A 25,086-nucleotide genomic window follows, 5' to 3' on the forward strand; every position below is an offset into this window, starting at 1 on the left:
GACACAATTAACACAAAAATCACAATTAATTAAAACAAACTAACAATGAAAAATTACCTATTAATTTTAGCCTCTTTGATGCTTGTTGGCTTTTCTGCCAAAGCACAACAGGTTGAATTTGAAGAATTTGATTTAGATAACGGACTTCACGTTATTTTACACCAAGATAATACTGCACCAGTAGTAACTGTTGGTGTCATGTATAATGTTGGAGGAAAAGATTTAGGAGGAACTGCCGCAGCTCCTCGTACAGGTTTCGCTCACTTTTTTGAGCACCTTCTATTTGAAGGAACTCAAAATATAGACCGTGGAGAATGGTTTACAATAGTATCATCAAATGGTGGTAGTAACAATGCCAACACTTCTTTAGATAGAACGTATTATTATGAAGTATTTCCTTCTAACAACTTAGAATTAGGGCTTTGGATGGAATCTGAACGAATGCTTCACCCTGTAATTGATCAAGTAGGCGTTGATACTCAAAACGAAGTTGTAAAAGAAGAAAAACGATTACGTTATGATAATTCACCTTACGGTCAGTTTTTAGCTGCTGTTAGTGAAAACTTATTTTCAAAACATCCATATGCCAATAAGAATATTGGAGAAATGGCAGATTTGGATGCTTCTACCTTAGAGGAATTTCAAAAATATTTTAAAGATTGGTATGGACCAAATAATGCAGCTTTAGTAGTTGCTGGTGATATTGATAGTAAAGAAGCTAAGACATTAGTAGAAAAGTACTTTTCTGAAATTAAAAGCAGACCTGTTCCAACTAGAAACTTTGCCAAAGAAGATCCTATTACAGAAAAAATTGATGCTAAATTTTATGATCCTAACATTCAAATTCCAGCAATTATTACTGCCTATAGAACTCCAGGATTTAAAGAACGCGATGCTTATGTTTTAAGTATGGTTTCGGCTTATTTAAGTGATGGTAAAACATCAAAATTATACAAAACTATTGTTGATGACAAGAAAATGGCGCTTCAAGTAGGTGCAATTAATATCGATCAAATGGACTATAGTATTTATGCTATTTATGGGCTTCCATTAGGAGACACTACACTAGATGCTTTACTTGCCGAAATGGATGTTGAAATCGCTAAAATGCAAACAGAGCTCATTTCAGAAAATGACTATCAAAAACTTCAAAATAAATTTGAAAACAGATTTGTAAATTCAAATTCAAGTATTCAAGGTATAGCAAACTCTTTAGTAAGAAATTACATGTTATATGATGATATCAATTTAATTAATTCTGAAATTGAAATCTACCGTTCTATTACAAGACAAGAAATTCAGGATGTTGTAAAAAAATATTTAAATCCTAATCAACGTGTTGAGTTAGAATATTTACCAAAAGAAAAAACTGACAACTAAAACATGAATGAAAATGAAACATCGATTTTAACTTAATAATCTATAAACGATTTAGTTAATTTGATGTAACATGTGACAATCATAAAATAAATAAAAAACGAACACATGAAATTAAAAATATCAATATTAATAGTAGCATTTTTAATGTCGGTTAGTGCATTTGCGCAAGTTGATCGCTCTAAAATGCCAGAACCAGGACCTGCTCCAAAAATTTCTTTGGAAAAGCCACAAGAGTTTACATTAAAAAATGGTTTAACCGTTTTAGTTGTAGAAAATCATAAATTACCAAGAGTGTCATTCTCTCTAACTATTGACAATAAACCAATGACGGTTGGTCAAAAAGGTGGTGTTGAGAGTCTAATTGGTGCCATGTTAGGTAACGGAACTAAAAACATCTCTAAAGATGAATTTAATGAAGAGGTTGACTTTTTAGGTGCACGATTAAATTTTAATTTTAGAGGTGGTTTTGCTAGTTCATTATCAAAATACTCTGATCGTATCTTAGAATTAATGGCAGATGCTGCAATCAATCCTTTATTAACAGAAGAAGAATTTGACAAAGAAAAAGCAAAGCTTATTGATGGTTTAAAAACTGAAGAAAACAGTGTAGATGCTGTTGCTAGTAGAGTTGGTTCGGCTTTATCTTATGGAAAAAACCACCCTTATGGAGAATTTACTACAGAAGAAACTGTAAATAATGTCTCTTTTGGTGATGCAGTTGCTTTTTATGAAACATATTTTAACCCTAACAACGCTTACTTAGTTGTTGTTGGCGACGTAAAGTTTAAAGAGGTTAAAAAACAAATAGAAAAACATTTTTCTAAGTGGGAAAAATCTGTAGGTGTAGATTACACTGTTCCTAATGAGGCTCCAAATGCTCAATACACACAAATTAACTTTGTAGATATGCCTAATGCTGTGCAGTCAAACATTTCATTAACAAACAATGTTGATTTAGAAATGAAAGATGACGATTACCACTCTGTATTAATTGCAAATAAAATTTTAGGTGGTGGTTTTAACAGTTATTTAAATATGAATCTTCGTGAAGCTCATGGTTATACCTATGGCGCTAGATCTGGGATTGGAACAGACAAGTACGCGTCTCGTTTTACTGCAGGTGCTGCTGTTAGAAATATGGTAACAGATAGTGCTGTTGTTGAAACGTTGAAAGAAATCAACCGTATTAAGACTGAGCCAGTAGAGCAAGATATGCTTAAAAATGCAAAAGCTAAATATGTAGGCGATTTTGTATTAGCTTTAGAAAGTCCACAAACTATTGCACGTTATGCTTTAAGCATTAAATTAAATGATCTTCCAGATGATTTTTACACAACATATTTACAAAAAATCAATGCGGTAACAGCAGATGATGTAAATCGTGTTGCAAACACTTATTTTAAAACTGAAAACGCTCGTATCGTAGTTATTGGAAAAGGTAGCGAAGTATTAGAAAATCTTGAAAAAACTGGTATCCCAATTAAATATTTTGATAAGTATGCTACAGCAACAGATAAGCCATCTTATGAGATTGAAATGCCTGCAGATATGGATGCTACTAAAGTAATGCAAGCTTATATTGATGCCGTTGGTGGACAAGCTGCTTTAGATAAAGTAAACTCTGTTTATATTACTGCGGAAGCAGAATTACAACCAGGTGTTATGATGAATTTAGAAATGAAGAAAACTTCTAAAAACCAAGCGATGTCAGAAGTATCTGCAATGGGACAATCATTTATGAAATCTGTTGTAAGTCCTGAGGGAGGATATATTGTACAACAAGGGCAACGTAAAGACATGACACCTGAGGAATTAAAAGAAGCAACTGTTGAGTCATCTCCTTTTCCTGAAGTTAATTACTTAAATGGTGGAGCAACTTTAGAAAAAATTGAAAATATTGATGGTGAAAATGCTTATAAAGTCACTGTAGGAGACAGTAAAGCTTTATATTATAGCGTAGAAACTGGCTTAAAAATTAAGCAAGTTGAAACTAGTGAAGCTGGTTCTCAATCTATATTTTATTCTGAATATAAAGATGTTGGTGGCATCAAGTTTCCATTTAAAATGGGACAAACAGCTGGACCACGTCGTTTTGATTTTGCAGTAAAATCGGTTAAAGTAAACGAAGGTGTTAGTGATGCTGATTTTGACTAATTATCTCAATACATAAATTTTAAAAAATCCGGAGTATATTTTACTTCGGATTTTTTTTATGTCTTCTTCTTATTGGCTAGATAAACACCTAATAAAATAATCATACTAGCAACTATTTGTAAAACCCCAAAAGTTTCGCCATCTAAAAACCCCCAAATTAAGGCAACAATTGGCATTATATACGTAACTGAAGATGCAAAAACGGGTGTAGAGATTTGAACCAATGTGTTAAATAAAACTTTAGCAAGCGCAGTTCCAAAAAAGGATAAAATAACGACATATACTATTGACATTTTAAAATTTGGGTGCTCTAAAGTTTCCGAAGAAAAGAAATCTGTAAACAATAATATGATAACTGCAGGAATAAAAATAGCTACGTAATTACCTGTAGCTATACTCAATGGTTTTACGTTTTGGAGATACTTTTTTATAATATTTACATTTAATGCATACATCACTGTTGAAATAATTACGAAACTTGCATACAAATAATTTTGGTGTGGATTTAAATCTGCGCCTTGCATTATTAGTATACTTGTACCTATAAACCCAATGATAACTCCAAAAAGTTGACGTTTAGTAAAGCCTATTTTAAAGATTGCAAATCCCAACAAAATAGCATTTAAGGGTACTAACGAATTAAGAATTGAGGTAATTGCGCTATCAATTTCAGTTTCGGCAATAGCAAATAAAAACGCTGGAATAAACGACCCAAGAAAACCCGAAACAACAACCCATTTCCATTCCCTTTTTTGTATTGATTTTAAGCTTTTTAATCCCACTGAAAATAGAAAAACTCCTGTAATTATAGTGCGCAATGCACCTAATTGAAAAGGTGTTAAACCGAGTAGCGCTTTTTTAATTAATATGAATGAACTTCCCCAAATCACTGACAAAACCAGTAGAAAAATCCATTTTTTCGTATTATCATTCATAAGTTCTCTTAACTAAGTCACAAAATTCGTTAATTTTAATGCACCGAACATCAATATTTATTAAGTTTGTTTAAATAATTACAGAACATTACTATGAAGACATTAAAAAACATATTGGCTATTGCATTGATTTCTATTGCTGTGGTTGCTTGTAAAAGTGAAAAAGAACCTGAAGTTAAAACAGTAGAAACGGCATCAAACATCAATACAAAAACGGCTAAAAAATTAGACCCTAATGCCACGTATGCTAAAGCAGAATTTGGTATAGAAGGGATGACATGTGCTATGGGTTGCGCAAAAGCAATTGAAAAGAAAATGGCCAAAATGGATGGTGTAAAATCTGCTAAAGTAGATTTTGAAAAAGAATTAGCCATGGTTGAGTATGATGAAGCTATGGTAACTCCAAAAACTTTAGAAGAAGCTGTTGCAAAGGCAGGTGATACTTATAAGGTAAAAGATATGAAAACAGTTGATTCTTTTTCTTCGGAAGAAAAGCAAGACTAACGCAATAAAACTGAAACTAAAAAACCACTCAAATTTGAGTGGTTTTTTTGTATTTATCTAAGCTTAAATCCTTTTGCTGCCCACCATGGGTGAATTTCAATTTCTAAGCGACCAGCTTTTACCATTGGGTCTGAGTTCGCCAAACTATCTGCCATTTGTAATGTAGGTACGTTATATATTGTAATACCTCTAATGGCACCATCACCTCCAAAAGGTCCAGAAATATCGGCATAGCCTAAGTCGTACATTTTTCCTAAATGTGCCAAATGTGCTTCTTGTAACCGTTTTGCTTCCTCGTCACTTTGATGCCTGTGCTTACCTGTTTTTAAAAACGCCATAAAATATTGCTGCATCAAAATGGTATCTTGAGTTTTTTCATCTACATATTCAAACACCTCAAACCCTTTTGTTTTTAGTTGCTCTTTTAATTGCATTACAGACTGCTCTTTTATAATAGCAGTTGTTGCCTTGTCTTCAACTTCTTGATCTAAAACAACAGACTCTTTGTTTTTATCGTTGCAGGATAACAGTAATACGGCAACACAACATAATCGTAATAGGTTCATAATTTAAAATTTTATAGGTTCCAGTTTGTAAATGGGTTTTGGCTCAATTGAGAATTATAATAGCGCTTATTTCCTGTAACTTCTTTTCCTAGCCAATTAGGTTTTTTAAAGTTTTCATCTTCGTGATTGAGCTCAACTTCAGCGATAATTAATCCTTTATTATCTTCATCAAACACATCCACTTCAAATACGTGATTACCTTGTTTGACTTCATATCTCACTTTATCAATCACACCTTTTTCACATAATTTTAAAAGCGATTGAGCTTCGGTAATTGAGATTTCTTTTTCCCATTCAAAACGTGACAATCCATCACTTGTAGATTTTCCTTTAACGGTTAAAAACCCTTGATTACCCTTTAATCGCACTCTTACGGTACGTTCAGGATTGGTATTTAAAAATCCTTGAATAATTCTTGTATGTTTATAAGACTCGGTTTTAAAGGCCTCTGAAGTCACTAAAAATTTGCGTTCTATTTCTATCATATTTTACGTTCCGCAAAAGCGGAAATCTTATTATTTACACTGTCAACTTTTCTATTTGTAGTGTATGATATTTTCCGAAGAAAATCAAAGCCAAAATAGCTCCAATGGTGGCAAAAAGTATATCAGATTGCGTATCCCAAATATAACCTTGTGTTCCTAAAAAAGAATCTCCTCCTTCACCTGTGCTTAACGACACTGCCCATTCTATAAACTCATACGTGACACTAATAGCCATTGCAATACAAACCACGATAAAATTGAGCCAACTGTTAGAATTCACCACGTTTTTCCTAAGTAACACTTCTCTAGTTATCATGGCTGGCACAAAGCCTTGTGCAAAATGTCCGAGTTTGTCATAATTATTTCTACTATGGTTAAAGGTTTCTTGAATCCAATCAAATAAAGGTACTTCGGCATACGTATAATGACCTCCAATAATTAAAATAACGCAGTGAAAAAAGATAAGTACATAGACAACATTAGTAAATCTAAACTTTTTAAATGTAAACATAAGCACTAAAACACCAATTACTGCTGGCGACACTTCTAGACACCATGTAAAGTATTCAAATGGCTTAATTGCCGACCATATAAGCAATACTATTATTAAAATTAAAAGTGTATATATAAGTTTCATGTTTTGCACATCAATTGAATCAAAGATATTATAAATTTGCTTTATGCTTAGTGATTTACCAATTAGAAAAATTATTCATGTAGATATGGATGCGTTTTACGCATCTGTGGCTCAAATGGATGATCCTAGTCTAAAAGGAAAAGCTATTGCTGTTGGTGGTGGAGGCACACGAGGTGTTATAAGTGCTGCAAGTTATGAGGCACGAAAATTTGGTGTAAAAAGCGCCATGTCTGGACGATTGGCAATTAAATTATGTCCACATCTTATTTTTGTAAAAACAGATTTTGCGCGCTACAGCGAAATTTCTAAAAAGGTACGTAGCATCTTTCTTGAGTATACAGATCTTGTTGAACCCTTGTCATTAGACGAAGCTTATCTTGATGTTACTGATAACAAAAAAGGACATCCTAGCGCATCAATATTAGCTCAAGAGATTAGATCTCGCATTTTTAATGACGTTGGGTTAACTGCTTCTGCTGGTATTTCTATCAATAAATTTATTGCCAAAGTTGCTAGTGATTATAACAAACCTAACGGACAAAAAACAGTAAATCCTGAAGAGGTACTTCAGTTTTTAGAAGATTTAGATATTAGAAAATTTTATGGTGTTGGTAAGGTAACTGCTGAGAAAATGTACCAAAAAGGAATTTTTACAGGTAAAGATTTAAAATCAAAATCGCTAGACTATTTGGATGATAACTTCGGAAAATCTGGACGTTATTACTATCACGTGGTTAGAGGTATTCACACGAGTGAAGTAAAGCCAAATAGAATTAGAAAATCGCTCGCAGCAGAACGCACGTTCAAGGAGAATTTATCTTCGGAAATTTTCATGCTAGAAAAACTAGAGCATATTGCAGCAGAAGTTGCTAAACGACTCCACAAAAGTAAAGTCTCTGGAAAAACAGTAACTTTAAAAATTAAATACAGTGATTTCACATTACAAACTAGAAGTAAAACTTTGCCGTATTTTGTGAATGATAAGGACCTTATTTTAGACACTGCAAAAGATTTACTATATCAGGAAAAAATGAGTAATTCGGTACGACTATTGGGAATTTCGCTTTCTAATTTAAATACTGAAGATTCTAAGAAAAAGAAAAAAGTAATACAAGAAGAACCCGTAAGCGTACAATTAAAGTTTGAGTTCTAAATACTAATTAATATTAAGTTACACCTATAAGTTTTTACATTATCATATGAAACCATTAATTCTTATCACATTTAGCCTTTTTCTAATAAGTTGCAATAATACCCAACACATAAAAACAGCATCTAAGGAAGTCCCAACTAATTCTGAGATTACCTTTAAAAAAGGCACTGTGGTTCCTGTAGCTCCTGCTCTATTTTCACAATTTACGAACGTTAGAGATTTTACTATAACACCTCAAGAAAATGAAGCTTATTTTACCATACTAAGCCCTTTAGGTGAGCTCTCTGTAATTATGAGAATACAAAAAGAAAACAACGCATGGAATGAACCTAAAATAGCAAGCTTTTCTGGTCGGTATACAGATTTAGAGCCTTTTCTATCTCCAGACGGTTTAAAACTATATTTTGCATCTAATAGACCTATTTCTAAAGATAGCACTACAGTAAAAGATTTTGATATTTGGTATGTTGAACGTGAAAAAATAAATTCTAAATGGTCTCAACCCATTAACATTGGTGCACCTGTAAACTCTAGTTATGATGAATTTTATCCATCAATTACACAATCAAATAACATCTATTTTACAGCAATAAAAGACGGTATGAATGGACAGGACGATATCTTTAAAAGTGAATGGAACAATAACGGTTATGAAGCACCTAAAGCTTTAGGTACTGGAGTTAATACTAAAGGTGCCGAATTTAATGCCTTTGTAGCACCTGATGAATCTTACATTTTGTTTAGCGGTTGGCGTAGAAAAGATGGCGTTGGAAGTGCCGATTTATATATAAGTACATATAAAAATGATGAATGGCAACCTGCAACAAATCTTGGCGTTGAGATTAATTCTAAATACATTGATTATTGTCCTTTTGTTAATACGGAAACAGGAACGCTTTATTTTACAAGCCGAAAAAGTAATATCGATAAAAAAGAAAATGGGTATTTCAAATTTGATGAATTAATGACTGAAATCAACAGATATGACAATGGCTCAAGTAGAATTTATATGACAGATTTAAATAGCTTGATTAGCGTTAGCGATTGAACGGTATGTTTGAGCTCCTCGTAGAGAGCGAGTAGTGAAAGCGCGACCACTTGCCCTGGAACGCAGAGAAAGGGTTGTGGTAACGCCCAACTTACACTTCGACTACGCTCAACATGACATCATTTTAAAAATTTACTATAAACTACAACTTGTAATCTCTGTAACTCTTAAGGTATTTACCATTCCTTTTTCTTGAATTGGCATAGCTGCTAAACTAATGAGCATATCGCCAACTGAGATATAGCCTTTTTTACAGGCAATAGCATTTACATCTTCTATGGTTTCATCTGTACTTACAAATTTGTCGTAGTAAAAGGCTTCGACTCCCCAAAGCATACTTAATTGCGTTAAAATTCTTTTGTTAGACGTAAATACTAAAATATGTGCACTTGGTCTCCATGCGGAAATTTGGAAAGCGGTATAACCAGAATTTGTTAGCGTAGAAATGGCTTTTGCATTAATATCATTAGCCATGTGAGCTGCATGATAACAAATAGACTTTGTGATGTAACGTTTTGTTTTGATATGTGGAGGTGATTGTGGGACTTTTATTAAATCGGAATCTTCAACACTTCTAATAATATTAGACATTTGTTTAATAACCTGAACAGGGTATTTACCAACCGAAGTTTCACCAGATAACATGACAGCATCTGCACCATCCATAACTGAATTGGCAACATCATTAACCTCAGCACGAGTTGGTGTTAAACTTGTAATCATTGTTTCCATCATTTGAGTGGCAATAATTACAGGGATTCTAGCACGTTTAGCTCGTAACACTAATTGCTTTTGAACTAATGGCACTTCTTCTGCAGGAATTTCAACTCCTAAATCTCCACGCGCTACCATTAAGCCATCACAATAAGCAACAATCTTGTCGATATTTTCTACGGCTTCTGGCTTCTCAATTTTTGCGATAATTGGAATTTTATGATCGCTGTGTTCCTTTATGAGTTCTTCTAACTGCATTAAATCTTCAGCGTGACGAACAAATGATAAAGCCATCCAATCTACTTGCAAACTACAGGCAAAAATAGCATCGTCAATATCTTTTTCGGTTAAAGCTGGTTGTGAAATATTTGTATTAGGAAGATTTACACCTTTTTTAGATCGTAATGGTCCACCTTGAATAACACGTGTTAATACTTCAGTTTTACCATCTGTAGACACCACTTCAAAAATTAATTTACCGTCATCTAAAAGTACGCGTTCTCCTGGTTTTGCATCTTGAGGAAAATTGTCATACGTCATGTAAACACGATCTTTTGTACCTTCAAAACGCTCTCCTGTAGCAAAAATAATTTCATCACCTTCGTTAACCACGACCTCACCTTTCATGACGCCAACTCTTAATTTTGGCCCTTGAAGATCTGCAAGAATTGAGGCGTTGAAACTATACTCCTCGTTAAGATCTCTAATCATTTTTACACGCTCTTCTACATCTTTATAATCTGCATGTGAAAAATTGATTCTGAATACATTTACACCTTCTTCTAGCATTCCTTTAAGTACTGCTTTTGTACTTGTTGCTGGTCCGAGTGTAGCTACTATTTTTGTTTTTTTTCTTCTTAACATTAGTCGAAAATTAAGTGTTCTTTTGATTTTAATTGGTCGATATCAACGCTATACGTTGTTATAACTTGTGGTATTGTTTGTATTTTATTTAAAATAAGTTTTTCATTAAAGTGTCTATCTTCATTTGTAACTTTGATGAGGTAATCTACTTTTTTTAATTCGGGTAGTAGGTTTATAGTTCTTGTAACAGTTGCTTGATTTTGATTAAATAAAGATCCCGAACTCTGCAAAGCTGCTTCTTCTTTTTTACATACGTTTGACACGAAATTCCATACGCTATCTATCTTTTCATTTTCCCATTCATAAATAGCGAAAGAAGCATCAAAGTAATTATAATCTAAATCATGTTCTCGTCGTTGTAAGTTGAGTTCTAAATGTTTATTTAACAGATAAGCCAAACGATAATCCTCCAACCTACAATGTATCGCTATGAGTGAAAACGATGCATCATAAAAATCGTCAACAAGTAATTTGTGTAATGCCATAATCAATCAACTACATATTGTAAATATAGCACAATATAGCCATTAAAACGTGAAGTTAAAGTTAATCTTAACGCCTAGACAAAGCGAAAACGTTGTAGTTGCAAAGAATAATTACACCTATTAAATTGCTTTACTTATTTCATTCTGAAATGCAAAAAAGGCACGCTTCGACGCTTTTTCTTCAGCTTTCTTTTTGGAGGTTGCCCTTGCTTTTGCAATAACTTTTTCATCTATGGAGAGTTTAACCGAAAAATGTTTTAATTCATCATTTCCTGTATCTTCATAAACATTGTAATCAAATGTTTTCTTTTCTTTTTGACACCATTCAATTAATAAACTCTTATAGCTAATAACGCGACCTTCTAAGGTTTCGATAACTACATGAGGTTTAATCACACGTTTATGAATAAATTTTTCACAGTATTGATATCCTTTGTCTAAATATATGGCTCCTACTAAAGACTCAAAAAGATTACCATGTATATTGTTTCCAAAGTTAGATTTAGGAATCTTACTCTCTACTAAATCAATAAGTTTTAATTCTTTACCTAACTCATTTAGGTGCTCTCTGCTCACAACTTTAGAGCGCATTTTAGTTAAATAACCTTCATCTCCATGAGGAACTTCTTCAAATAAGTAGGCGGCAATTACTGCACTCAGCATAGCATCACCTACAAATTCTAATCGTTCATAATTTATAGCATTCCCTTTTTTGTCCTTTATATTCATAGAACGATGGGTAAATGCTTTAAAGTACAATGATTTGTTTTTGACTTTATAACCTAGAATATCGTTGAGTAATAAAAAAAAATTCCCGTCTTCATCAGAACGGGAATTTTTTAATATGTTACGAATGAAGCTCATTCGGGATTTAATCTAGTTTTTTAAATAATACACAAGCGTTGTGACCGCCAAATCCAAACGTATTACTCATAGCAACTTTTACGTCTCTTTTTTGTGCTTTGTTTAATGTTAAATTTAAGCTAGAATCAATATTTTCATCTACAACTTCGTGATTTATAGTAGGAGGCACTATACCATGTTCCATTGCTAAAATTGAAGCAATAGATTCAATAGCTCCAGCAGCTCCTAATAAATGTCCAGTCATGGACTTAGTAGAGTTGATGTTGATATTTTTTGCGTGATCACCAAACACTTCAGAAATCGCTTTAAGCTCAGCAACATCTCCTAGAGGTGTTGAAGTTCCATGCGTGTTGATATGATCAACTTCTTCAGGTTTGATTCCTGCATTTTCTAAACAATTTTTCATTACTGCAATTACACCAATACCTTCTGGGTGAGGTGCTGTCATGTGATGTGCATCAGACGATAAACCGCCTCCTAGCACTTCAGCATAAATTTTAGCTCCTCGTGCTTTTGCATGTTCATATTCTTCAAGAATAATTGCTCCTGCTCCTTCTCCTAATACAAAACCATCTCTGGTTGCATCAAAAGGTCTAGAAGCTGTTTCTGGGCTTTCATTTCTTGTAGATAGTGCATGCATAGCATTAAAACCACCCATTCCTGCAATAGTTACTGCTGCCTCACTACCACCTGTTACAATTACATCACAATGACCCAAACGAATCATATTTAATGAATCAAACATAGCGTTTGCTGAGGATGCACATGCTGATACTGTTGTGTAATTAGGTCCCATAAATCCATGTTTAATAGATATGTTTCCTGGTGCAATATCTGCAATCATCTTTGGGATAAAGAATGGATTAAATCTTGGTGTACCATCTCCAGCAGAAAAATTTAATACTTCATCCTGAAATGTTTCCAATCCTCCAATTCCTGCACCCCAAATAACACCTACTCGTAATTTATTAATTTTATCTAGATCTAGCTTAGAATCTATGATAGCTTCATCTGAAGCTACCATAGCATACTGTGCAAATCTATCCATTTTACGAGCCTCTTTTCTATCAAGAAAATCGGTAGCGTTAAAGTTTTTTAATTCGCAAGCGAATTTTGTTTTGAACTTTTCAGTATCAAAATATGTTATAGGTGCGGCACCACTTTTACCACTTACAAGTGCATCCCAAAATTCATCTTTGGTATTTCCTATAGGTGTTAATGCTCCTAAACCAGTAACTACAACTCGCTTTAATTCCATAAATATTTACTGAATTATTTTGCTGCTTCTATATAAGAGACTGCTTGACCAACTGTAGCTATATTTTCAGCTTGATCGTCTGGGATTTGAATATCAAATTCTTTTTCAAATTCCATGATTAGTTCAACAGTATCTAGTGAATCTGCTCCTAAGTCGTTTGTGAAGCTCGCTTCAGTTACAACTTCGTTTTCATCAACTCCTAATTTGTCTACTATAATCGCTTTTACTCTTGATGCAATGTCTGACATAATTTTTTAATTTTAAGTTTTAATTAGGTCGCAAAAATAAAAAAACTTTATTTCAATACACACCTTTAGTTTAAAAATGTGTTGGTAATTTACTAAAATTACTTTGAAGATTTTGTCTTTTACGTTCTAATTGTTAATTATTATTCTTTTTTTTGTTTTGAATAACATTAACTGATTGTCTGTAAATGAAACGAATTGTAATCTTTGCGTCCGGAAGTGGCACTAATGCTGAAAATTTAATTAAGTTTTTTCACAACAGAGAATATGCTTCTGTCATTCAGGTACTTACTAACAATCCTCATGCCAAAGTTTTAGAGCGAGCCAAAACCCTTAAAGTTAGTGCCTTATCATTCAACAAAATAGCATTTACTCAAACTGATGATGTTTTAAATATACTTAAACATTCAAAACCCGATCTTATTATCCTAGCTGGTTTTTTATGGATGTTTCCGAAGCATATATTAAACGAGTTTCCAAATAAAGTCATTAATATTCATCCTGCGTTGTTACCAAAATATGGTGGCAAAGGCATGTATGGCATGAACGTTCACGAAGCAATCGTTGCTAATAAAGAAACCGAAACCGGAATAACTATACATTATGTCAATGAGCATTATGATGAAGGTGCTATTATTTTTCAGTCGAAATGTGCTGTACTCAAAACCGATTCTGCTCAAGATGTAGCAGATAGGATTCATGAATTGGAGATGAAACATTTTCCTGAGGTTGTTGATAAATTATTGAAACACTAAATGTCATTCAGAGCGAAGCGAAGAATCTCACTTTTAATTAAATAGATTCATCAGTCGTACCTCCTTCTGAATGACAAAAACAAATTGTACTGTCACATCGAGCGCAATCAAGATGTTTTTGAAACTAAGAATATAAGATTTCCGTTTTCACGGAAAGTAAACATGAGTAAAAAAAAGAAAAAATATTATACCGTTTGGAAAGGTCATCACACAGGTGTGTTTGAATCGTGGAATGATTGTAAAGCTCAAATCAAAAATTTTGAAGGTGCGCAATATAAATCGTTTGCAACGTTTACTGCTGCAAAAGAAGCATTAAAAGGTAATTACTTTGATTATATAGGCAAGAGTAAATCCTTTAAAAGTGAACTCACTGCAGAGCAACTCAAAAAAATAGGTAAGCCAAATTATAACTCCATTTCTGTTGATGCTGCTTCTTCGGGTAATCCTGGTATTATGGAATATCGTGGTGTGGATACTAAAACAAAAAAACAATTGTTTATTCAAGGTCCTTTTGCGCAAGGCACGAATAATTTAGGAGAGTTTTTAGCACTAGTACATGGCTTAGGATTTCTAAAAAAACACAATAGTGATCGTATTATATATACAGACTCAAAAACAGCCATGAGTTGGGTTCGTAAAAAAACATGTAACTCAAAGTTAGAGCGTAATGAAAAGAACAAACCCGTTTATGATCTTGTAGATCGTGCTGTACAATGGTTAAAAGATAATGAGTATAAAACAACCATTGTGAAATGGGAGACTAAAGCTTGGGGAGAAATTCCTGCAGATTTTGGACGAAAATAAATTCGCATAATAGTTCTCAAAAACTGTATATTTGCAGCAAATTTTAAAACGCTTTATGAGCAAATTAGTAATAGTTGGTACAGTAGCTTTTGACGCTATTGAAACACCATTTGGAAAAACAGATAAAATTCTTGGAGGCGCTGCAACCTATATCGGGTTATCTGCCTCAAATTTCGATGTAGATTCAGCAGCAGTATCTGTTGTTGGTGGCGATTTTCCGCAGAAATATTTAGATCTTTTATCTGATAGAAATGTTAATACAGATGGTATTGAAATTGTAAAAGATGGTAAAACATTTTTTTGGAGTGGTAAATATCATAACGACATGAATTCTCGTGATACCTTAGTGACTGAACTAAATGTATTAGAACATTTTAATCCTGTTGTCCCTGAAACTTATAAAGATGCAGAAGTTGTTATGCTTGGAAACTTACACCCAATGGTACAACAAGGTGTATTGGACCAAATGACGACAAAACCAAAATTGGCTATTTTAGATACCATGAATTTTTGGATGGACATTGCTTTAGATGATTTGCTTTCTGTGATTAAAAACGTTGATGTGATTACAATTAATGATGAAGAAGCAAGACAATTAACGGGTGAATACTCCTTAGTTGTTGCTGCACGTAAAATTCATGACATGGGACCAAAATATGTTGTAATTAAAAAAGGAGAACATGGTGCTTTATTATTTCATGATGATCATATGTTCTATGCACCAGCTTTACCATTAGAGGAAGTTTTTGATCCAACAGGAGCAGGAGACACATTTGCAGGAGGATTTGCTGGTTATTTAGCAAAAACAGAAGACTACAGTTTTGAGAATATGAAAAACGCTGTCATCTATGGATCTACTTTAGCATCATTTTGTGTTGAAAAATTTGGAACAGAACGCATGCAAAACTTAACTAAAGACGATATCGAGTATCGATTAAAAGACTTTAAGAAACTCACTCAATTTAATATTGAACTGTCATAAACTAACGCGCTCTAAACTGAGCGCGTTTTTTATTCTATACTAAAACCCGAAATTTATAATTTTGGAAGACTTAAAAACAACAATACAACAATGAGCGATGCTTTAAAACATGAATGCGGAATTGCACTCATAAGACTCAAAAAACCATTAGAATTCTATAAAGAAAAATATGGAACTGCATTTTATGGTGTAAACAAAATGTATCTCTTAATGGAGAAACAACACAATCGTGGACAAGATGGTGCTGGTTTTGCAAGCATCAAATTAGACACAAAACCTGGTGAACGTTATATAAGCCGTGTGCGCTCAATTGCTCAACAGCCTATACAAGATATTTTTGCTCAAATCAATGAACGCATAAATACTGAATTAACCGATCACCCAGAATATCAAGGTGATGTAGCGTTGCAAAAACAACATATTCCCTACATTGGAGAACTACTCTTAGGACATGTGCGTTATGGTACCTTTGGAAAAAACAGTGTTGAGAGCGTTCACCCATTTTTAAGACAAAATAATTGGATGCATAGAAACCTGATCGTTGCAGGTAACTTTAATATGACCAATGTTAATGAGTTGTTTGATGGACTCTTACGATTAGGACAACATCCAAAAGAAAAAGCAGACACCATAACTATTATGGAAAAAATTGGTCATTTCTTAGATGATGCTGTTGCAAAAATTTACAAAAAACTTAAGAAAGAAGGCTATAGTAAAAACGAATGCTCACCTTTAATTGCCGAACGTTTAAATGTTGCCAAAATATTAAAAAAAGCGGCTAAAAATTGGGATGGAGGTTATGCTATGGCAGGTTTATTAGGGCATGGAGATTCTTTTGTTTTGCGTGATCCTTCTGGGATTAGACCTGCGTATTATTACGAAGATGATGAAATCGTGGTTGTAGCCTCAGAGCGTCCAGTAATTCAAACCGTGTTTAATGTTAAATTTGATGATGTTAAAGAATTAGATCCTGGTCATGCCATTATTACTAAAAAATCTGGAGAAGTATTTATTGAACAAATTTTAGAACCTCTTGAGCGTAAAGCTTGTTCTTTTGAACGTATTTATTTTTCTCGTGGTAGTGATGCCGAGATTTATCAAGAACGTAAAAATTTAGGAAAATTATTAATGCCTAAAGTATTAGAAGCAATTAATGGTGATACAAAAAACTCGGTGTTTTCGTATATTCCTAATACTGCGGAAACTTCTTTCTATGGAATGATAGAAACTGTAGAAGAACACCTAAATGAACAAAAAACAAAAGCTATTTTGGCTGGTGACGGAAAACTTAGCCAACAACAAGTCGTAGATATTTTAGAAGAACGACCTCGTATTGAAAAAATAGCAATTAAGGATGTTAAGCTTAGAACCTTTATTACAGAAGATAGTAGTCGTGATGATTTAGTGGCTCACGTGTATGATGTCACATATGGTGTTATTAAACCAACAGACAACCTTGTAATTATTGATGATAGTATTGTGAGAGGTACAACACTCAAAATGAGTATCATTAAAATGATGGATCGACTTAGCCCTAAACAAATTGTAGTTGTATCGTCTGCTCCTCAAATTCGTTATCCTGATTGTTATGGGATTGACATGGCTAATTTAGAAAGTCTCATTGCGTTTAGAGCCATGTTAGAATTATTGAAAGAAAATAACAAATACCATTTAATAGAAGAGGTTTATCATAAATGTAAAGCGCAACTCGTGCTTAAAGATAAAGAGGTTAAAAATTACGTAAAGGATTTATATGACCAATTTACTGCAGATGAAATATCTGATAAAATTGCTGAGCTAATTTCTGACCCTTCTGTAAAGGCAAAGGTTAAAACTATTTTTCAGCCTATTGAAAATTTACATAAGGCGTGTCCTAAAAATTTAGGTGATTGGTACTTTACTGGTAATTACCCAACTCCAGGAGGTAACCGTGTGGTTAACAGAGCGTTCGTTAATTTTTACGAAGGAAACAAAGAGAGAGCTTATTAGATAAAGTGCATAATACCATCACTTTACCTTTTAAAATTTGTTTTTAATCTGATAAATACGTATTTCATCTAGTTTTTAGTATGCTATAATTAAATAACACATACATTGGAGTCACCATAACATAAGTAGGTTAAGTTCATGGTAGATTTGGGGCAAAAAAAGTCGAACTCTCGTTCGGCTTTTTTTATGGATATAAATGAACAGCACAAGAGCTATTTCATCTCTATTTTTACGCTACCACTTCTAACTATTCTATATATTAAATAACTTGTTAGTGGTCACGACACATGTCATACGCATATCGTGCAATTTTATTAAAAAAACACGCTTTTCCTCGTTTAAGCCAATTTATTTGTCGTTGGTCTAAAAATTGATGCTTTAATTAAAAGTGCTAGTATATTTGTCTCACCATAACATAAGTAGGTTAAGTTTATGGTAGATTTGGGGCAAAAAAGTCGAACTCTCGTTCGGCTTTTTTCATTTTTAGTCCGTTCGTAATTTCAAGTTTTCCTGTTTCCGAAGCATAAAAAAAGCAAACCCAAAATGAGTTTGCTTTCTAAATTTCACTATTAAGATCTCCTTGTTCTGGCTTAGACACTTTGCTTACATAAAATGCAGGCAAGCGTTACCAACACAAGAGTTAATTACTTTGCTTCTGCGTAACGACGCTCAACTTCGTTCCAGTTAACCACATTAAAGAATGCGCTAATATAATCTGGTCTTCTGTTTTGGTAGTTTAAATAGTAAGCATGCTCCCAAACGTCTAATCCTAAAATTGGTGTTCCGCCACAAGTTACTCCTGGCATTAAAGGGTTATCTTGGTTTGGAGTTGAACATACTTCAACTTTACCTCCTTTATGCACGCATAACCAAGCCCAACCTGATCCAAATTGTGTTGCTGCTGCTTTACTAAAAGCATCAATAAATTCGTCTTTTGAACCAAAGGCTGCTTCAATGGCATCTTTTAATTCTCCAGAAAGATATCCTCTATCTTCAGGATTCATAACCTCCCAAAATAAAGAGTGGTTATAAAAACCTCCTCCATTATTTCTAACAGCTTTATTATTCATATCTAGGTTATCCAGTATGTTCTCTATAGATTTCCCTTCTAAATCTGTTCCTTCAATCGCAGCATTTAACTTTGTAGTATAACCATTATGATGTTTTGTATGATGTATTTCCATTGTACGAGCATCAATATGTGGTTCTAGAGCATCGTATGCATATTTTAATTTCGGTAATTCGAAAGCCATAATATTATCGGTTTTTATAATTAATATTTAATTCATTCAAATTTAAGCATAATACAGCGCAATTAAAAATATTAAATATCTATGAGTTCATAGATAGTTTTTATAATTTTAAGCGTGCAAAATAAATCTCAATTTACAATTTACAATGCTTCGGCAGGAAGTGGAAAAACCTATACACTTGTTAAGGATTATCTAAGGCTTTTATTTCAATCTAAAAGTAAGCTCTCTTTTAGGCATATTCTAGCGCTCACATTTACTAATAAGGCTGTTGGTGAAATGAAGGAGCGTATAATTGATATGCTTAGAGCGTTTTCCGAAGAAAAAATAATTGACAGTCCTAACGAGATGTTTACCGACTTAAGTAAAGATCTTCAAATATCTCCAAAAGACCTTCAAGAAAAATCAAAAGAATTATTAGAAATTATAGTGCATAACTATGCGGCTTTTGATATTTCTACCATTGATAAGTTTAACCATAAACTTATTAGAACTTTTGCATTTGACCTTAAACTACCTGTTAATTTTGAAGTTGAATTAGACACCACATCTATATTAGCTAAAGCTGTTGATAAGCTCATTGATAAAGCTGGTAGTGATAACGAACTCACAAAAGTCTTGGTCGATTTTGCAATTGAAAAAACTGATGATGATAAAAGTTGGGACATTTCGTACGATTTTAATGCCATTGCAAAACTATTAGTTACAGAAAACGATATTGTGTATTTAAATGAAATTAAGGATAAATCTTTAAGTGATTTTAAATTACTGAAAAAGAATATACAAAAACAGCGCACTGTATTAACGTCTCAAATAACTGAGGTTGCTCAAGGTGTACTATCTTTAATTGACCAATCAGGATTAGAACATAATGATTTTTCTAGCAGTTATTTACCAAAACATTTTATTAAACTATCTGAAGAAAATTTTAATGTTTCTTTTAAACCAAAGTGGCAAGTTGATTTAATTGAAGGTGGCTCAATATATCCTAAAAGAGTATCAGCGCAAGTTGGAGACACTATTGAAGGGTTACGACCTCAATTAATCGATGCCTTTTTAGATACTAAAACAGCCGTATTTCAAATTAAATTCTTAAAAAACGCCTTAAAAAACATTACGCCTTTATCGGTTTTAAGTGCAATTGGTAAAACGCTTCAAGATATTAAAGATGAAGATGACATTTTATTAATTTCAGAATTTAATGACATCATCAACACGGAAATAAACCAACAACCAGCTCCATATATTTATGAGCGTATTGGAGAAAAATTTAAACATTATTTTATTGATGAATTTCAGGATACTTCGCAATTACAGTGGGAAAATTTAATACCGTTAATTAATAATGTCGTTTCTGGTGAAAATTTAAAAGGGGAAACTGGATCAGCCATGCTGGTTGGTGATGCAAAACAAGCTATTTATAGATGGCGTGGCGGACGAGCAGAACAGTTTATCAATCTTTACAACGAGAGCGAACATCCTCTTGCTGTACAACAAATAGTTAAAAACTTACCCGATAATTACCGTAGTCATAAAACGATTGTCGAATTTAACAACGCGTTTTTTAATCATATTGCTGATGTAGCATTTACAAATGAAAATCACCAACATATTTATAAAAATGCCTATCAAAATGTCATAATTAATAAAACAGGTTATGTAGATATTTCATTTTTAAACACCGAAAATGAAGATAATAATGACCTACAATGTGAAGCTGTTTTAAACACTATAAAAAAAGCCCAAAGTAACGGCTTTAAGCTCAAAGACATTTGTATTATTGTTAGAAAAAAGAATGAAGGTTTTGCAATTGCAGAATATTTAAGTGACCTAAAAATTGATATAATCTCTTCGGAAAGTTTATTACTCAAAAACTCTCCAGAGGTACAGTTTATTAGCAAAATAATCACATTGAGTTTACAACCTCAAAACGACACAATAAAAACTACGCTCTTACATTTTATTGCTGAAACTAAGTTACAATTAGATGACACACATGAATTTTATGACGATCTTGTTCATTTAAAAAATGATTCTTTTTTTGAAAAACTAAACACCTTTGGTTTTGAATTTAACTTTAGTGAGTTTTTACAACTTCCTATTTATGAAGCTATAGAAAGTATCATTAGGGGTTTTGCACTGAATACTACTTCAAACGCGTATTTACAGTTTTATTTAGATGAAGTTTTTGATTACTCTCAAAAGTACAATGCTAGTTTTCAAGGCTTCTTAGAGTATTGGGAACGCAAAAAAGATAGCTTGAGTATTGTATCACCTTCTGGACAGGATGCTATACAAATTATGACCATTCATAAATCTAAAGGATTAGAATTTCCTGTGGTTATTTTTCCGTATGCCAATCAAAACATCTATTTTAATATAAATCCTAAATTATGGTTTCGTGTAAATGAGGATGATTTTAATGGGTTCTCACATTTATATATTAATATGAATGAGGATTTAGAATCTTTTAATGAATTAGGCGCCGAGATTTACACCAATTATCGTTCGCAATTAGAATTAGATAGCTTAAATCTTTTATATGTTGTTTTAACTCGAGCTGTTGAGCAATTATATATCATTTCTGAATATGATATCGATAAAAAAACAAGTGGAGAAAAATTAGCGCATTATTCAGGCTTATTAATTAATTACCTTAAATCTATTGGCGCATGGCAGGATCATCAATTGGAGTATAGCTTTGGTGAGGCTAGGAAAACTTCCGAAGAAAAAGTAAAAGAAGAGGAACATACTACCATTGTGCAAGGTCAATTAATTTCTACTAGAAAAGAAGACCACAACCTTAATATAATTACAAATTCTGGCTACTTATGGGATACTGCACAAGAAAAGGCCATTAATCGTGGTGATTTAGTTCACAACATCATGGCGCATGTAAAAACAGCTGCCGATGTTGGTTTTGCTCTTGAACATTTTTTGAGTTTAGGTATCATTAATACAGATCAATATGACGAACTAGAGAACCTTATGACACGCATTATAAATCATGAACAATTACGATCGTATTTTGATGCCACCAATACGGTTTATAATGAACAAGATATTATCTCTAAAACTGGTAAATTATTTAGACCAGATAGAGTTGTTGTTAATTCTTACAATCAAGCTACAATTATTGATTACAAAACTGGACTACAAGATGCAAAACACAAAGAGCAACTATTTGATTATCAATACATTTTAGAGGATATGAATTTTGAAGTTATAAAAAAAATTCTTATTTATATTAACGACGAAATTGTTATAAAAGAATTTTAAATTTGTAAAAAATCAAATCAATTATGTACGGAAAAATCCAAGAGCACTTACAAAACGAAATAGAATCTATAAAAAACGATGGTCTTTTTAAAGAAGAGCGCATTATTACATCACCTCAAGGTGCAGAAATCACCTTATCTACAGGGCAAACAGTATTAAATTTTTGTGCCAATAACTACTTAGGTTTATCCTCACATCCAGATGTTATACAAGCGGCAAAAGATGCCATGGATACTCATGGTTTTGGAATGTCTTCTGTTCGTTTTATCTGCGGAACACAAGATATTCATAAAGAATTAGAACAAAAGATTGCCGATTTCTACGGCACCGAAGACACGATTTTATACGCTGCAGCATTTGACGCTAATGGTGGTGTTTTTGAACCTTTGTTAGGAAAAGAAGATGCTATAATTTCAGACTCTTTAAATCACGCTTCAATCATTGATGGTGTTCGTTTATGTAAAGCAGCGCGTTATCGTTATGCAAATAATAACATGCAAGATCTAGAACAACAACTTATAGCAGCTAATGAAAATGGTGCAAGGTTTAAGATTATAGTCACAGATGGCGTGTTTTCTATGGATGGTTTAGTTGCACCACTAGATGAAATTTGTGACCTAGCAGATAAGTATGACGCATTGGTGATGATTGATGAATGTCATGCCACAGGTTTTATAGGAGAAACTGGTAGAGGAACCCTTGAAGAAAAAGGTGTTTTAGGTAGAATTGATATTATTACTGGAACCCTTGGTAAAGCAATGGGTGGAGCAATGGGTGGCTATACAACTGCTAAAAAAGAAGTGATTGAAATTTTACGCCAACGCTCTAGACCGTATTTATTCTCAAACTCATTAGCTCCAGCCATCGTAGGCGCTTCGATAAAAGTGTTTGATATGCTTTCTAACGATACGTCATTGAGAGACATTCTAGAAAACAACACAAGTTATTTCAAAAAAGGAATGATAGAAGCTGGATTTGATGTTATTGATGGAGACTCTGCAATTGTACCAGTAATGCTTTATGATGCAAAATTATCACAAACGATGGCCAAAATGTTGTTAGACGAAGGCATTTATGTTATTGGCTTCTTCTTCCCAGTTGTACCTAGAGATAAAGCTAGAATTCGCGTTCAATTATCAGCAGCACATACAAAAGCGCATTTAGACAAGGCAATTACTGCATTCATTAAGGTAGGTAAAGCTTTAGAAATTATTTAAAATAATTCCAAACTCCCTATTTATAGTACAATTAACCAATATTTTTTTATATTTGTTTTGTTAATAAAATTTAACAACTTACTTTTGTCTTTAATTAACACTTAAAAATTAAATTATTTTGAATATGAAAAATCTTAGCAGATTATTTTTCGCTTTGTTGCTAGTATTAAGCTTCAATGCAAATGCACAAGATAGCGACAATCCTTGGAAAATCGTTCTTGGCGCTAATGCAGTTGATCTTTATCCTGTAGGAGAAGACGCACCACGTGGTGAGTATTTTGATGAATTCTTCAATGCTGAAGATCACTGGAATATTTTACCATCATTATCAACTTTATCTGTATCTAGATATTTAGATAGTGGTTTTACATTTACTGCAGCTGGTTCTATTAATGAAATTAGTAAAATTGGAGATTCTTCAGCTGACGATTTATCTTACTACGCATTAGATGGTGCTGTATCTTACAGCTTCAAAAACCTTATTAATAAAGATTGGCTTGATCCTTACTTAGGAGCAGGTGGTGGTTACACATGGGTAGATGATATTGGTGCTGGTACTGTAAACGGTACATTTGGTATCAACTTCTGGTTCTCAGATAACGTAGGTATTAATACTCAAACTTCATACAAACATGCTTTTGAAGATTACCTTCCTAGTCACTGGCAACATACTGTAGGTCTTGCTATCAAATTTGGTGGTAAAGATACTGATGGTGATGGTGTATACGACAAAGATGATGCTTGTCCAGATGTTCCTGGTTTAGAAGCATTCAACGGATGTCCAGATTCTGATAACGATGGTATCGAAGACTCTAAAGATGATTGTCCTAACCAAGCTGGTTTAGCTGAGTTTAACGGTTGTCCTGATGGAGATAGCGATGGTGTTGCTGATAAAGATGATGACTGTCCTACAGTTGCAGGTTTAAAAGCTTTAAACGGTTGTCCTGATGCTGATAGCGATGGTGTTGCTGATAATGTTGATGAATGTCCTAACGAAAAAGGTCCTTCTGCTAACAAAGGATGTCCTTGGCCTGATACTGATGGTGACGGAATCTTAGATAAAGATGATCAATGTCCTAACGAAGCTGGTACTGTTGCTAACAATGGTTGCCCAGAAGTTGATCCAACTCCAGAAGTTATCAAAACTTTAAACGATTACGCTAGAACAATCTTATTTGATACTGGTAAAGCTTCTATCAAATCTGAATCTAATGAAGTATTAGCTGCAATGACAGCAATTTTCAAAGAGTATCCAAGAGCTGATTTCTCTATCGATGGTCATACTGATAGTGTAGGTTCTAAATCTACTAACCAGTTATTATCTGAAAGAAGAGCGAACTCAGTAAGAGATTACTTAATTGCAAACGGAATCGATGCAGCAAGATTAACTGCAAATGGTTACGGTGAAGATTACCCTATCGCTAATAACAAAACTAGAAACGGTAGAAAAGAAAACAGACGTGTTGAAGTAAAACTTAAATAAGTTTCACATTAACAACATAAATTATAGAAAAAACG

The 25,086-nt window shown here is 33.2% G+C and carries 22 protein-coding genes; 12 read left to right on the forward strand and 10 right to left on the reverse strand.

The genetic code is table 11. From position 1 onward, the window contains the following. The first annotated feature begins 45 nt into the window (after window positions 1-45). Both TD29_RS05460 and TD29_RS05465 read left to right on the forward strand, forming a co-directional pair. Window positions 46-1,380, forward strand: a complete 1,335-nt coding sequence (locus tag TD29_RS05460) for a M16 family metallopeptidase (RefSeq protein ID WP_040279470.1) — start codon at window positions 46-48, stop codon at window positions 1,378-1,380. A 105-nt stretch (window positions 1,381-1,485) separates the two neighbouring features. After that, on the forward strand, window positions 1,486-3,534 hold the full coding sequence (locus tag TD29_RS05465) for a M16 family metallopeptidase (RefSeq protein WP_040279472.1): 2,049 nt from the start codon (window positions 1,486-1,488) through the stop codon (window positions 3,532-3,534). 56 nt (window positions 3,535-3,590) lie between these two features. Here TD29_RS05465 and TD29_RS05470 read toward each other — a convergent pair whose 3' ends face one another. Further along, the gene (locus TD29_RS05470; protein WP_040279473.1) at window positions 3,591-4,469 is read right to left on the reverse strand and encodes a DMT family transporter; all 879 of its coding nucleotides are present in this window, start codon (window positions 4,467-4,469) and stop codon (window positions 3,591-3,593) included. A gap of 93 nt (window positions 4,470-4,562) precedes the next feature. Between TD29_RS05470 and TD29_RS05475 the strand changes: the two genes are divergently transcribed. Continuing rightward, entirely contained in the window at window positions 4,563-4,973 is a 411-nt protein-coding gene (locus tag TD29_RS05475) for a heavy-metal-associated domain-containing protein (RefSeq protein WP_040279474.1), read from the forward strand. A 53-nt stretch (window positions 4,974-5,026) separates the two neighbouring features. Here TD29_RS05475 and TD29_RS05480 read toward each other — a convergent pair whose 3' ends face one another. From TD29_RS05480 to TD29_RS05490, 3 genes are read right to left on the reverse strand one after another with little or no spacing between them, the layout of a single operon-like run. After that, window positions 5,027-5,539, reverse strand: coding sequence for a YciI family protein (locus TD29_RS05480; protein ID WP_040279476.1), 513 nt, complete (start codon window positions 5,537-5,539; stop codon window positions 5,027-5,029). Between the two features lie 11 nt (window positions 5,540-5,550). After that, window positions 5,551-6,024 carry a CYTH domain-containing protein gene (locus tag TD29_RS05485; protein ID WP_040279477.1) on the reverse strand — a complete coding sequence of 158 codons (474 nt, stop codon included), beginning with the start codon at window positions 6,022-6,024 and terminating at the stop codon, window positions 5,551-5,553. Between the two features lie 34 nt (window positions 6,025-6,058). Beyond that, entirely contained in the window at window positions 6,059-6,661 is a 603-nt protein-coding gene (locus tag TD29_RS05490; protein WP_040279478.1) for a DUF2238 domain-containing protein, read from the reverse strand. A 43-nt stretch (window positions 6,662-6,704) separates the two neighbouring features. Between TD29_RS05490 and dinB the strand changes: the two genes are divergently transcribed. Then, a complete protein-coding gene (gene dinB / locus TD29_RS05495; protein WP_040279479.1) occupies window positions 6,705-7,814 on the forward strand; it encodes a DNA polymerase IV in 1,110 nt (369 codons plus the stop codon). Window positions 7,815-7,860: 46 nt separating this feature from the next. Beyond that, window positions 7,861-8,862, forward strand: a complete 1,002-nt coding sequence (locus TD29_RS05500) for a TolB-like translocation protein (RefSeq protein WP_040279481.1) — start codon at window positions 7,861-7,863, stop codon at window positions 8,860-8,862. Between the two features lie 135 nt (window positions 8,863-8,997). On the opposite strand, the gene pyk is transcribed toward TD29_RS05500, so the two are convergent. The 5 genes from pyk to TD29_RS05525 form a co-directional block, all read right to left on the reverse strand. Then, window positions 8,998-10,440, reverse strand: a complete 1,443-nt coding sequence (gene pyk / locus TD29_RS05505) for a pyruvate kinase (RefSeq protein WP_040279482.1) — start codon at window positions 10,438-10,440, stop codon at window positions 8,998-9,000. Further along, entirely contained in the window at window positions 10,440-10,925 is a 486-nt protein-coding gene (locus tag TD29_RS05510; protein WP_040279484.1) for an IPExxxVDY family protein, read from the reverse strand. Before TD29_RS05510 ends, pyk begins: the two co-directional genes overlap by 1 nt. A 120-nt stretch (window positions 10,926-11,045) precedes the next feature. Then, window positions 11,046-11,789, reverse strand: a complete 744-nt coding sequence (gene rnc / locus TD29_RS05515; RefSeq protein WP_040279485.1) for a ribonuclease III — start codon at window positions 11,787-11,789, stop codon at window positions 11,046-11,048. 7 nt (window positions 11,790-11,796) lie between these two features. Continuing rightward, window positions 11,797-13,047 (reverse strand): beta-ketoacyl-ACP synthase II, encoded by a 1,251-nt coding sequence (fabF, locus tag TD29_RS05520; RefSeq protein WP_040279486.1) that lies wholly within the window; start codon window positions 13,045-13,047, stop codon window positions 11,797-11,799. 14 nt (window positions 13,048-13,061) lie between these two features. Then, window positions 13,062-13,295, reverse strand: a complete 234-nt coding sequence (locus TD29_RS05525; RefSeq protein ID WP_013869581.1) for an acyl carrier protein — start codon at window positions 13,293-13,295, stop codon at window positions 13,062-13,064. 185 nt (window positions 13,296-13,480) lie between these two features. Between TD29_RS05525 and purN the strand changes: the two genes are divergently transcribed. The 4 genes from purN to TD29_RS05545 all read left to right on the forward strand — a co-directional run bounded on the left by purN (window position 13,481) and on the right by TD29_RS05545 (window position 17,822). After that, window positions 13,481-14,047, forward strand: a complete 567-nt coding sequence (gene purN, locus TD29_RS05530; RefSeq protein WP_040279488.1) for a phosphoribosylglycinamide formyltransferase — start codon at window positions 13,481-13,483, stop codon at window positions 14,045-14,047. A 162-nt stretch (window positions 14,048-14,209) separates the two neighbouring features. Beyond that, the gene (locus TD29_RS05535) at window positions 14,210-14,851 is read left to right on the forward strand and encodes a ribonuclease H1 domain-containing protein (RefSeq protein WP_040279489.1); all 642 of its coding nucleotides are present in this window, start codon (window positions 14,210-14,212) and stop codon (window positions 14,849-14,851) included. A gap of 55 nt (window positions 14,852-14,906) precedes the next feature. After that, a complete protein-coding gene (locus TD29_RS05540; RefSeq protein WP_040279490.1) occupies window positions 14,907-15,833 on the forward strand; it encodes a PfkB family carbohydrate kinase in 927 nt (308 codons plus the stop codon). Between the two features lie 90 nt (window positions 15,834-15,923). Then, the gene (locus TD29_RS05545) at window positions 15,924-17,822 is read left to right on the forward strand and encodes an amidophosphoribosyltransferase (RefSeq protein ID WP_040279491.1); all 1,899 of its coding nucleotides are present in this window, start codon (window positions 15,924-15,926) and stop codon (window positions 17,820-17,822) included. A gap of 644 nt (window positions 17,823-18,466) precedes the next feature. On the opposite strand, the gene TD29_RS05550 is transcribed toward TD29_RS05545, so the two are convergent. Further along, a complete protein-coding gene (locus TD29_RS05550; RefSeq protein WP_040279493.1) occupies window positions 18,467-19,075 on the reverse strand; it encodes a superoxide dismutase in 609 nt (202 codons plus the stop codon). A 114-nt stretch (window positions 19,076-19,189) separates the two neighbouring features. On the opposite strand from TD29_RS05550, the gene TD29_RS05555 reads away from it, so the two are divergent. The 3 genes from TD29_RS05555 to TD29_RS05565 all read left to right on the forward strand — a co-directional run bounded on the left by TD29_RS05555 (window position 19,190) and on the right by TD29_RS05565 (window position 25,051). After that, a complete protein-coding gene (locus TD29_RS05555; protein ID WP_040279494.1) occupies window positions 19,190-22,351 on the forward strand; it encodes a UvrD-helicase domain-containing protein in 3,162 nt (1,053 codons plus the stop codon). 23 nt (window positions 22,352-22,374) lie between these two features. Then, window positions 22,375-23,568, forward strand: a complete 1,194-nt coding sequence (kbl, locus tag TD29_RS05560) for a glycine C-acetyltransferase (protein ID WP_040279495.1) — start codon at window positions 22,375-22,377, stop codon at window positions 23,566-23,568. Window positions 23,569-23,692: 124 nt separating this feature from the next. Then, window positions 23,693-25,051 carry an OmpA family protein gene (locus tag TD29_RS05565; RefSeq protein ID WP_040279496.1) on the forward strand — a complete coding sequence of 453 codons (1,359 nt, stop codon included), beginning with the start codon at window positions 23,693-23,695 and terminating at the stop codon, window positions 25,049-25,051. Window positions 25,052-25,086: the final 35 nt, after the last annotated feature.

The sequence above is a fragment of the Psychroserpens damuponensis genome, from assembly GCF_000826655.1.
Taxonomy (GTDB): Bacteria; Bacteroidota; Bacteroidia; order Flavobacteriales; family Flavobacteriaceae; genus Psychroserpens; species Psychroserpens damuponensis.